We start from the raw sequence: 9,994 nt of genomic DNA, 5'->3' as shown, positions 1-9,994 counted from the left end.
CTCGGGTTCACGTGCACCAAGCGCGAACGAGCACAGCCGACCCCGCCCAGATTCTCATCCTTCAAGGCGGCCCGGGGTAGGGCCATGACATCTCAGATGGAGAACCCATCGGGCGGGGCCACCCTGATCGCCACGATGTCAGTTGAACTCGTCCGGGTGCGGGCCCAGGCGGGCGCCGGGGTCGCCCTTGTCGAGGCCGCTGATCGTCGCGACGTCGTCGTCGGCCAGCTCGAAGTCGAAGACGTCGATGTTCTCCGCGATGCGCGAGGGCGTCACCGACTTGGGGAACACGACGTTGCCGAGCTGGACGTGCCAGCGGAGCACGATCTGCGCCGGGCTCTTGCCGTACTTCTCCGCGAGCGAGGTGAGGAGCTCGTTCTTCAGCAGCGCGCCGCCCTGGCCGATCGGGCTCCACGCCTCGGTCGCGATGGCGTTGTCCCGGTGGTACTGGCGCAGCTGGGGCTGGGTGAAGGTCGGGTGCAGCTCGATCTGGTTGACCGAGGGCACCGTGTCCGTCTCGGCGGCCAGCCGGTCCAGGTGCGGCACCTGGAAGTTCGAGACGCCGATGGAGCGGACCTTGCCCGCGGCCTTCGCCTGCTCGAGCCCGCGCCAGGTCTCCACGTAGTCGTCGCGCTTCGGCAGCGGCCAGTGGATCAGGTAGAGGTCCACGTGGTCGAGACCGAGCTTGGTGAGGCTCTCCTCGAGCGCCTTCTGCGCCTCGTCCCGGCCGTGCCGGCTGTTGTTGAGCTTCGTGGTGACGAAGATCTCGTCCCGGGAGAGCCCGGACTCGGCGATCGCCTGCCCGACGCCCTCCTCGTTGCCGTACATCTGAGCGGTGTCGATGTGGCGGTAGCCCGCGTCGAACGCCTGCTTCACGGCGTCGACCGTCGCCTGCCCCGGGTCGATCTGGAAGACGCCGAAGCCGAACTGCGGGATCCGGACACCGTCGTTGAGCGTGATCGTCGGAACCATGCATCCGTGATACCGCGCGCGCGGACGGGTCAATCGCGGGACATCTCACGCCCGGACCGGGAATCCGCGACGACGTCCGGGGAAGGCGCGACGGGCGTGCGCCGCGCGGCCGCCAGCCCCCACAGGCCCAGCGCGACCACGACCAGCACCTCGGTGAGCGCCAGCCCCCTCTCGATCAGGCCCAACGGGACCGCCTGCCACCAGGACACGCCGGTGAACGGGCGCTGCGCGAAGCCGACGAGGATCGGGGTGAACCACAGCAGCGACGCGACGGCGAGCCACCGCACCCACGCCGCCGGCCGGGCCCACGGCCCCCGCTCCGGCGCGGCCGCGCGGCGGTACCGGCGGGCGACGAGGATCGCGGCGACCGGCAGGGCGAGGAAGGCCACGAGGCTGGCGTAGCGGTGGATGGTGCCGCCCACGCTCGGGCCGACCGCCCAGTTCGTCTTCTCGAACACCACGACGGCGACCAGCCCCACGGCGGCCAGCACCAGGCCCGACGAGGCACCCGACACGGCCCGGACCAGGCCGGCGCGCGCGTGCGCGACCAGCACGCACAGGGCCGCGGCGGCGAAGGCCAGAACGCCGACGTCGAAGACCGGCTTGAGGTCCGGGTGCAGGGCGTACTCGCTGATGGTGCGGCGGACCGGGTCGACCCGGCTGACGGCGAGGGTGAGCCCCAGGATCAGGACGACGGCGATCCCGGCACCCACCAGGCCGGCCAGCGCGAACGCACGCCCCACGGTGTCCCGAGTCGCCGCGGTGTCGTGCTCCACGTGTCCGGCCTCCCGGTCGCTCGGTCGATGGTCGACCGTTCAACGATCTGTCGTACCGGCGAGGTTCCCGCGTGCCGTCCGGTCAGTCCACCGGTGTGCGCTGGGCCGGCACCACGGGGGCCGGGACCAGCGGGAGCATGGCCTCGACGAGGGTGCCGGGCAGGCCTCGGCGGACCACTAAGACCCCGCCGACGGCCGCGGCCCAGCCGCGCATGGCGTGCACGCCGGTGCCGGCGGTGAACCCCGCCGGGACGCCGGGGCCACCGTCCGTCACGGCGACGTCGAGGAAGTCCCCCCGCGCCCGGATCCGGACGCGCGCCGGGGCACCGGGGGCGTGCCGCGCGGCGTTCGTGAGCGCCTCCACGGCGATCCGGTACGCCGCGGCCTCGACGGCGGGGTCCAGGGCGGGCAGCGGCCACACCTCGACGGCGGCGCCGCCGAGCGCGCGGGCGGCGGCCGTGAGGGCCGCGACCAGGCCGCCGGGCACGTGGGCGCCGGCGAGCTCGCGGGTGGCGTGCACGGCGGACTCGGCCACCGACGCGGCCCGGACGGCCTGCGCGAGCTGGCCCACCAGGGCGTCGAGCAGCAGGGCGTCCCGGCGCCGGACGGGCGGCAGCACGAGCGCGCCGACGGTCTCGACGCCGTAGCCCAGCGGCACCCGCTCCACGCGCTCCGGCCAGGCCCCAACGCCGGTCACGATCCGGCCGTCGACCTCGAGGGCGGCGAAGGGCACGCGCAGCGTCTCGGCCACGGTGCCGACCAGCGAGCCGAGCCACGTGGTGGACGCGCGGGCGGGACCGCCCTGGGTGATCTCCCGGACCGTGCTCATGAGGCCGTTCATCGCGGTGCTCCCGTTCGTGCCGTTCCCTCCGGAACATCGCCGGGAAGATCGTCGGCATTACGCCGGAGGTGACGCGGGTCGACCGTCCACCCGGTTGAGTGAGCTCGACCGTCCGACAGCAAGCCGGCCCTTACTTCCCCAGGCCCAGCGCCCGTGCCGCCAGCTGGGCGAGGTGCACCGGCTCCCGGGCGCCCGCCTGGCGGAGCTGGGTGCGGCAGGAGAAGCCGTCGGCCAGGACCTCGACGTCGGGCGCCGCCCCGCGGACCGCCGGCAGCAGCACCCGCTCGGCCGCCGCCATCGAGACCTCGTAGTGGCCCTTCTCGAAGCCGAAGTTGCCGGCGAGGCCGCAGCAGCCCGAGTCGAGCACCTCCGCGTCGATGCCGAGCGCCGCCATCACCGCGCGGTCGGCCTCCGAGCCCAGGTCCGCGTACTGGTGGCAGTGCAGCTGCACCAGCGCCCGGGCGCCGGGGCCCGAGACCGCCTCGCGCAGCTCGTCGACGTGCCCGGCCAGCAGCTCGGCGAAGGTGCGCACCCCGCCGGACATCGCCTTGGCCAGCGGCTCCTCGGGAAGCAGCTCCTCGCCGTCGGCGCGCAGGGCCGCGGTGCACGAGGGCTCCAGCCCGACGACCGGCACGCCCTCGGTCAGCCACGGCTCGATCGTGCGCAGCGACCGGCGCAGCACCCGCCGCGCCGCCCCGACCTGCCCGGTCGACGTCCAGGTCAGCCCGCAGCACACCGTGCGCGGGGGCAGCTCCACGGCGTAGCCGAGGAACTCCAGGACGGCCACGGCGTCGTCGGCGATGCCGGGGTCGAAGTGCTCGGTGAAGGTGTCCGGCCACAGCAGCAGCCGCCCGCGCGGCGCGTGCCGCGCCGGGCCCTCGACGAGCGCGCGGGACCGGGCCGACGTGGTGAACGTCTCGCGGGCGATCGCCGGGATCCCGCGCTCCGGCGCGATGCCGCCGGCCCGCTTGGCCAGCCCGGCCAGGAACGGGACCCGGGCCAGCGCGTTCAGCCCGTCGACCGCGCCCGCCGGCAGCTTCCCGACGAGCCGCAACCAGCGCGGCAGCGCTCCCATCGAGTAGTGCGAGGCCGGACGCAGCTTGTTCTTGTAGCGGTTGGCGAGGAACTCGGTCTTGTACGCGGCCATGTCCACGCCGACCGGGCAGTCGGTCTTGCAGCCCTTGCAGGACAGGCAGAGGTCGAGGGCGTCGGCGACGTCGTCGTCCTGCCAGCCGCCGGTGACCACCTGCCCGTTGGCCATCTCGAACAGCAGCCGGGCCCGCCCGCGGGTGGAGTGCTTCTCGTCGCCGGTCGCCCGGTAGCTGGGGCACATCACCCCGCCGTGCGCGGTCACGCACTTGCCCACGCCCAGGCAACGCCGGGTCGCCCGGGTGAACGAGCCGCGGTCGTGGGTGAAGGCGAGCTGCGGCTCGTCCGGCATCGTCGGCATCCCGACGAAGATCCGCAGGTCCTCGTCCATCCGCGCGGAGCGCACGATGCAGCCCGGGTTCATCCGGTCGTCCGGGTCGAAGACACCCTTGAACTCCTCGAACGCCGTGATCACGTCCGGCGGGTACATCCGGGGCAGCAGCTCGGAGCGGGCTCGCCCGTCGCCGTGCTCACCGGAGAGCGACCCGCCGTGGGCGACGACGGCGTCGGCCGCGTCCTCCATGAACGCCCGGAAGTTCGCGATCCCCGGCTCGGTGAGCAGGTCGAAGTCGATCCGGACGTGCAGGCAGCCGTCGCCGAAGTGGCCGTAGTAGACGCCCTTGCGCCCGTGCCGCTCGAGCACGCGGTCGAACTCCCGCAGGTAGGAGCCGAACTTCTCCGGCGGGACGGCGGCGTCCTCCCAGCCCGGCCAGGCCTCGCCGCCGTCCGGGCTGCGGGTGAGGATGCCCGCGCCGTCCTCGCGGATCCGCCACAGCGCCTTCATCCGCTTCGGGTCGGACTCGACGACGGCCTCGGTCAGCCCGTACGACTTCATCGCCTTCGCGACGGCGCGCGCCTTGTCCTCGGCCTCCTGCCGGGTCGCGCCGCCGGTCTCGACGTAGAGCCAGCCCCCGCCGGGCGGCAGCGCCTTCCAGCCCGTCTCGACGGGGTTCTGGGCGCGCAGGGCGGCGATCAGCCCGGCGTCCATGCCTTCGATGGTCAGCGGGGAGTGCTCGCGGACGACCATGACGTTGTCGGCGGCGATGTACGCGTCGGGGAAGCCGAGGACGGCCAGGGCGCGGGCCGGCGGCGACTCGACCAGCTTCATGGTCGCGGCGACCGTGGTGGCGAGCGTGCCCTCCGCCCCGACCAGCGCCCGGGCCAGGTCGAACCCGTTCTCCGGCAGCAGCTGGTCGAGGTTGTAGCCGGAGACCCGGCGGGTGAGGTCGGGGAAGGACTCGCGGACGCGGTCGCCGACCCGGTCGGCCAGCGCGCGCAGCTTCGCCGGGATCTCGCCCTGCGGCGCGGCCGTGTCGAGCCGCTCGCCGCGGTAGGTCAGGACCTCCAGGCCCACGGTGTTGTCGACGGTCTTGCCCCAGGCCACCGAGTGCGACCCGCAGGCGTTGTTGCCGATCATCCCGCCGATCGTGCAGCGGTTGTGGGTCGACGGGTCGGGGCCGAAGGTCAGCCCGTGCGGGGCCGCCGCGTCCCGGAGCTGGTCGCAGATCACCCCGGGCTGGACGCGCGCGGTCCGGGCCTCCGGGTCGAGCTCCAGCACCCTGTTCATGTGCCGGGTGAAGTCCAGCACCACCGCGGTGTTGACGGCCTGTCCGGCGATCGAGGTGCCCGCGCCGCGGGGCAGCACGGGGACCCGGTGCTCGCGGCACACGGCCAGCGCCGCCGCGACGTCGGCCTCGTCCCGCGGCGACACGACGCCGATCGGCACCTTGCGGTAGTTCGAGGCGTCGGCCGACCACATCGCGCGGTGCGCGGGGTCGAACCGGACCTCCCCGCCGACGACCCGGCGGAGGTCGGCGGCCAGCGCGGCCGCCGCGTCGGTCTCGGTTCCCGCGTCGGACACGGCGGGGTCGGTCGGGACGTACGCACTCACGGGTTCAGTCTGACCCGCCGGGCGGGGTGGGGTTCGGAGCGGGGGCGGGCTCGCTCTTCGCGGGGGCGGCGGCCTTCTCCGCGTGCCCGTGGCCGTGACCTTGACCATGGCCGTGCCCGTGACCGTGGCCCGCGACGCCCTGGCCGGGCATCGGTGCCGTGCCGGACAGCTGGATGTCCCCCGCGCGCAGCGGGGCGTCGTGGTACTTGCCCTCGTGCGCCAGGATCGGCCGCTGGTCGCCGGCGATCTCGGGGTACTTCTCCTCGAGCTTCTGCCGCGCGTCCCAGGTCCGGCGCATCTTGTCGATGTACTCCGAGTTGCCGTCGTAGACGCCCTTCCACGTCTGCGGCATCTCGTCCTTGCTCAGGCCGGGGTTCGCCTGGCCGCCGAGCGAGAAGCCGGCCGGGACCTTGCGGGTCGCGCCGCCGCAGACGGGGCAGCCCGGGGCGGTGGTGTCGGACATGGACGCCAGGTGCTCGAAGCGCACACCGCACTCGCACCGGAAGACGTAGATCGGCACTCGAACGATCCTTCGGACTCAGGTGACGAACGGCACTTTCGCTCACCAGGTGTGAGCGAAAGTGCCGTCCGCTCAACGGGGGTGACGCGAGGTCACCAGTTCTCGACGGACTTCGTCAGGATGTCGGCGATGTCGTCCTCGCTCGGGGTCCGCGGGCACGTCGCGAGCAGGCGCTGCTGCTTCATCGTGCCGGGCACGAGGTCGGGGACGTCCGACTCGGTGTAGCCGACCCCGCCGATCCCGTTCGGGATGCCGATGTCCTGCATCAGCCGCACCAGGACGGACGGCAGCTGCTCCTTGGGGTCGTTGACCTTGTCGGCCCGCGGGTCCATCAGCTCGGCCGCCCGCAGGTGCCGCTCGGGCGCGCTGTCGAAGGAGAACCGGAAGGCCTCCGGCGCGGTGAGCGACACGGACTGGCCGTGGGGGACCATCGGCTCGTCCGGCGGGTAGCCCTCGGGCACGTAGTCCTTGACCATGCCGGCGATCGGGTAGGCGTTGGCGTGCGGGATGTGCACGCCGGAGTTGCCGAAGCCCATGCCGGCGAAGGTCGCCGCCATCATCATGTTCGACCGCGCCTCGACGTCCTCGGCGCCGTCGTGCACGGCCTTGCGGAAGGACTGCGCGATGAGGTTCATCGCCTTCTCGCACCACAGGTCCGACACGGGGTTCGAGCCGCAGTAGGTCACCCGCTCCTCGGGCTTCTTGCGGTCGAAGGTCGTGTAGTACCGCGCCGTGTAGCTCTCCAGCGCGTGGCAGACGATGTCCATCCCCGCCGACGCCGTGACCTGCGGCGGGAGCGACATGGTGAGCAGCGGGTCGATGACGGCCAGGGTCGGGCGCAGACGCCAGTGGCTGATCCCGGTCTTGACCTTCATCGACAGGATGTCCAGCACGCACATGGCGGTGGACTCCGAGCCCGTGCCCGCCGTCGTCGGCACGGCGATCAGCGGCTTGAGCTGGCCCGGCGGCACCTTGGCGTTGCCGATCGGCTTGTTGATGTAGTCCATCAGCTCGCCGGGGTGGCTGGTCAGCAGGTTGATCGCCTTGGCCGTGTCGATGGCCGACCCGCCGCCGACGGCCACGAAGCCGTCCCACGGCCCCTGCGCCCGGGCGTACTCGGTGGCCTTGTTCATCGAGTCGTCCGTCGGCTCGACGTGCACGCCGTCGAACACCTCGGACTCGATCTCGTAGCGCTTGAGGTTGTCGGCCAGCCGCTGCGGCGCCCCCAGGGCGTTGACCCCGGGGTCCGTGACGATCAGCACCCGCCGCACGCCGTACTGGCTCAGCTCGAAGCCGACCTCGTCGATCGCGCCGGCGCCGAACTTCAGGGGCGGAGCACCCCAGGTGAAGATCGTCTCCTCGGTCAGTTCGGGAGTGGTCACGTGTACGAGCCCTCCGGTGCCTTGCGCAGCTCCTTGATCTGGTTCGGGTCGTGCCCGAAGATCATCTGCGCGTTGGTCTCCTCCTGGATGCCGCGCAGCTTCTCCACGCTCTGGAACCACTGCTCCAGGTTGTTCACGATCGCCGCGGGCGCGGCGGGCGGGCCGTAGCTCTCGCCGCGGTACACCGCGTCCGAGGTGAAGATCATGGTCCCGCTGTCGGGCAGGTCGACCTGCATGGACATGCAGCCGACGGTGTGGCCCGGGGTCTGGATGAGCTTGACGCCGGGCAGCAGATCGACGTCACCGGACACGGTCTCCCAGTTCAGGCCCTCGTAGTCGGCCTTGAGGTGGGCGCCGTTGAAGTCGCCCTCGAAGTTCAGGGCGAACTCCTTCTCGCGGTCCGAGCACAGCAGTTTCGCGTTGGTGTTCTTGAACATCTGCGCGTTGCCGGCGTGGTCGAAGTGCAGGTGCGAGAGCACCACGTAGTCGATCTCGTCGAGGCCGACGCCCATCTTGTTGAGCTGGGCGTCGAGGTACTCGTCGTCCTCGACCTGGTCGTAGGGGAAGAACTCCTGCAGCCCGGTGGGCTTCCACCGGGTCTCCCAGTCGCTCGGACAGCTGGTGTCCCAGAGCAGCTTGCCCTCGTCGGTCTCGACGAGCACGCAGTGCGTCGGGACCTCCGTCCACGTGATCTGGGAGTCCTTCTCGGAGCGGGCACGGATGCTCACCCCGGGCTTGAGCAGCAGGAACGTGAGGTCGGCGTGCATCGCCCCGCACGGGATGACGCTGAGCTTGTTCGCAGTGGCCATCGTGGTCCCTTCGGCACTGGAGGGTCGCGCGCGTCACACGCGCGATTCCCTGGGAACCGTGGCATGTGGCATGCCACTCGTCAACGCATGGCGATGTCTCGATCGGTCAGTCCTGGTCACGGGCGGCCAGCGTCCAGTCCAGGTCGATGTCGACGGCGGCGAGTCCCGGCCCCAGGTCCGCGCCCGCCTCCTGCGCGATGAGCAGCTCGGCGGTGTGCCGGACGTGCTCGCGCATCGCCTTCGCCGCGCCCTCGGCGTCGCCCGCCTCGATCAGGTCGAGGATCGCCCGGTGCTCGGCGACGATGTCGTCGAGGCTGCGCGACTCGCGGGCGGTCGACACACCGCGGCGCAGCACCATGTCGCGCAGCCCGTCGACGAACGCGGCCAGCCGCGCGTTGCCCGCGGCCTCGAGCAGGACCCGGTGGAAGCGCCGGTCGTGCTCGAACATCGTGAACTCGTCGTCCGCCTTCGCGGCCTTCTCCATGTGCGCGAACATGCGGCGCAGCTCGCGCTTCTGGTTCCCGTCGAGCCGGGTGACCGCGCGCCGCACCGCCGGCGGCTCCAGCAGCAGCCGCAGGGCGAAGACCTCCTCCAGGTCGTGCAGGGAGGTCAGCAGGATGCGGACGCCGCGGTTGCGCTCGAAGCGCACCATGCCCTGCTGGGCGAGCTTGATCAGGGCCTCGCGGACGGGGGTGCGGGACACACCGAGCTGGGTGGCGAGGTTCTGCACCGAGTGCAGGCTGCCGGGCGCGAGCTCGCCGGTGATCACCGCGGCGCGGAGCGAGGCGAGGACCTGCGCGTTGACGCTCGCGGTCTCGGGGAGCTGCTTCATCCGGTGCCACCCTGCACCGGGGCGAGAGTGGCATGCGACACGTCACCGGTCAATCGGGACCCGCGGCACCATCCGGAGGACGCGTGGCCGCCACCGCGCGGACGTCCGGTGGTCCCGGGGTGTCCGCTCCGGGGCGCGGCCGCCCGCTTGATAACGTCTTGCGGCGCAGGTCCAGCAGCGAGGCCCGCGGTCCCCGGTAGACCGAGACCCGCTGGACAGGTGGACATGCCCGACGACCTCGATCCGTCGCGCCCGGACGAGGCCTCTCGAGAGTCCGCGCTGCTCGAACGCGTCGAGCAGCTCGAGACCGCACTCCGCAGCCGTCCCGCCATCGAACAGGCCAAGGGCATGATCATGATGGTGCACCGCTGCGACGACGAGCAGGCCTTCCGGGTGCTGATCGCCGTCTCCCAGAGCTCGAACCGCAAGTTGCGCGAGGTCGCCGGCGAGATCGTCGCGGCGCTGCCGGCCGACAAGCCGCTCCCGCCCGACATCGCCGCGGCGTTCGACAACGAGGTGCGCAGGCTGCAGGCGGCAGAGCGCGCACTAGATTCGTGAGCGTGACCAGCGCGGCATCCGACTTCGTGTCCGAGACGTTCGATCCCGCGGCCTGGGCGGCCGTGCCGGGGTTCTCGTTCACCGACATCACCTACCACCGGGCGGTGGACTGCGGGGTGGTCCGGATCGCCTTCGACCGCCCCGAGGTCCGCAACGCCTTCCGCCCGCACACCGTCGACGAGCTCCACACCGCCCTCGAACACGCCCGCACCTCCGCCGACGTCGGCGCCGTGCTGCTCACCGGCAACGGACCCTCCCCCAAGG

At 72.2% G+C, this 9,994-nt stretch carries 10 protein-coding genes; 2 read left to right on the top strand and 8 right to left on the bottom strand.

Features of this window, described 5'->3' with window-relative positions:
• Positions 1 to 138: 138 nt before the first annotated feature.
• From PKE99_RS36915 to PKE99_RS36880, 8 genes are all read right to left on the bottom strand, one after another.
• Positions 139 to 972 carry an aldo/keto reductase gene (locus PKE99_RS36915; protein ID WP_037054593.1) on the bottom strand — a complete coding sequence of 278 codons (834 nt, stop codon included), beginning with the start codon at positions 970 to 972 and terminating at the stop codon, positions 139 to 141.
• Positions 973 to 1,001: 29 nt separating this feature from the next.
• Positions 1,002 to 1,748, bottom strand: coding sequence for a DUF998 domain-containing protein (locus tag PKE99_RS36910; protein WP_051738392.1), 747 nt, complete (start codon positions 1,746 to 1,748; stop codon positions 1,002 to 1,004).
• Positions 1,749 to 1,830: 82 nt separating this feature from the next.
• Positions 1,831 to 2,577, bottom strand: coding sequence for a sensor histidine kinase (locus PKE99_RS36905; RefSeq protein WP_156068116.1), 747 nt, complete (start codon positions 2,575 to 2,577; stop codon positions 1,831 to 1,833).
• A gap of 142 nt (positions 2,578 to 2,719) precedes the next feature.
• Positions 2,720 to 5,599, bottom strand: a complete 2,880-nt coding sequence (locus PKE99_RS36900; RefSeq protein WP_231498525.1) for an FAD-binding and (Fe-S)-binding domain-containing protein — start codon at positions 5,597 to 5,599, stop codon at positions 2,720 to 2,722.
• Positions 5,600 to 5,633: 34 nt separating this feature from the next.
• Complete coding sequence (locus PKE99_RS36895) at positions 5,634 to 6,149, bottom strand: FmdB family zinc ribbon protein (protein ID WP_051738393.1); 516 nt, start codon at positions 6,147 to 6,149, stop codon at positions 5,634 to 5,636.
• 92 nt (positions 6,150 to 6,241) lie between these two features.
• Positions 6,242 to 7,531 carry a hydroxyacid-oxoacid transhydrogenase gene (locus PKE99_RS36890; protein ID WP_037054598.1) on the bottom strand — a complete coding sequence of 430 codons (1,290 nt, stop codon included), beginning with the start codon at positions 7,529 to 7,531 and terminating at the stop codon, positions 6,242 to 6,244.
• Positions 7,528 to 8,340 (bottom strand): N-acyl homoserine lactonase family protein, encoded by an 813-nt coding sequence (locus PKE99_RS36885; protein WP_037054600.1) that lies wholly within the window; start codon positions 8,338 to 8,340, stop codon positions 7,528 to 7,530. Before PKE99_RS36885 ends, PKE99_RS36890 begins: the two co-directional genes overlap by 4 nt.
• 106 nt (positions 8,341 to 8,446) lie before the next feature.
• Positions 8,447 to 9,172 carry a GntR family transcriptional regulator gene (locus PKE99_RS36880; RefSeq protein WP_037054602.1) on the bottom strand — a complete coding sequence of 242 codons (726 nt, stop codon included), beginning with the start codon at positions 9,170 to 9,172 and terminating at the stop codon, positions 8,447 to 8,449.
• A gap of 225 nt (positions 9,173 to 9,397) precedes the next feature.
• Between PKE99_RS36880 and PKE99_RS36875 the strand changes: the two genes are divergently transcribed.
• Positions 9,398 to 9,730, top strand: a complete 333-nt coding sequence (locus PKE99_RS36875; RefSeq protein ID WP_156068117.1) for an ANTAR domain-containing protein — start codon at positions 9,398 to 9,400, stop codon at positions 9,728 to 9,730.
• 2 nt (positions 9,731 to 9,732) lie between these two features.
• Positions 9,733 to 9,994, top strand: a 262-nt coding sequence (locus tag PKE99_RS36870; RefSeq protein ID WP_271214976.1) for an enoyl-CoA hydratase-related protein, incomplete at its 3' end; no start/stop codon positions are given.

Source organism: Pseudonocardia halophobica, assembly GCF_027922425.1.
Lineage (GTDB): Bacteria > Actinomycetota > Actinomycetes > Mycobacteriales > Pseudonocardiaceae > Pseudonocardia > Pseudonocardia halophobica.
Note: the sequence above shows the minus strand (reverse complement) of the source record. Positions and strands in the feature narration are given on the sequence as shown.

Bases quoted from the DNA above. Each gene is read 5' to 3' on its own strand.
- PKE99_RS36915 (WP_037054593.1), bottom strand. From the start codon at position 972: ATGGTTCCGACGATCACGCTCAACGACGGTGTCCGGATCCCGCAGTTC.
- PKE99_RS36905 (WP_156068116.1), bottom strand. From the start codon at position 2,577: ATGAGCACGGTCCGGGAGATCACCCAGGGCGGTCCCGCCCGCGCGTCC.
- PKE99_RS36885 (WP_037054600.1), bottom strand. From the start codon at position 8,340: ATGGCCACTGCGAACAAGCTCAGCGTCATCCCGTGCGGGGCGATGCAC.
- PKE99_RS36880 (WP_037054602.1), bottom strand. From the start codon at position 9,172: ATGAAGCAGCTCCCCGAGACCGCGAGCGTCAACGCGCAGGTCCTCGCC.
- PKE99_RS36875 (WP_156068117.1), top strand. From the start codon at position 9,398: ATGCCCGACGACCTCGATCCGTCGCGCCCGGACGAGGCCTCTCGAGAG.